The organism is Psychromonas arctica, from assembly GCF_038155225.1.
GTDB lineage: Bacteria > Pseudomonadota > Gammaproteobacteria > Enterobacterales > Psychromonadaceae > Psychromonas > Psychromonas arctica_B.
In genome coordinates this window covers 1-241 of sequence record NZ_JBAKBA010000170.1, presented here as the reverse complement: position 1 = coordinate 241, position 241 = coordinate 1, and the positions used below count along the sequence as shown (strand labels likewise).

The 241-nt window shown below is 33.6% G+C and carries 1 pseudogene; it reads left to right on the top strand.

The features are described 5' to 3' along the window. A pseudogene (locus V6255_RS18200) lies at positions 1-241 on the top strand (hypothetical protein); the annotation flags it as partial.

The following is a 241-nucleotide window of genomic DNA, read 5'->3' as shown; positions in this document are numbered from 1 at the left end:
AAAAACAAATCAAAGCGATTATAGAGTCAGAAGTCGATCATAAATTGTTGGTACCACAAGCCGCTCGTAGCTGTCATGTGACATTTGAAGAAGATCGAACACAAGTGGATTATGTACTGAATGACAATAGTGTTATTCAATTAATAAGTCCTCATGAAGCTTATTGTTTATTAGACAGTGAAGATATTACGACAAGACTATTAGCCAGTTACCTAGAAAAAGTGATATTAAAAAAACTACC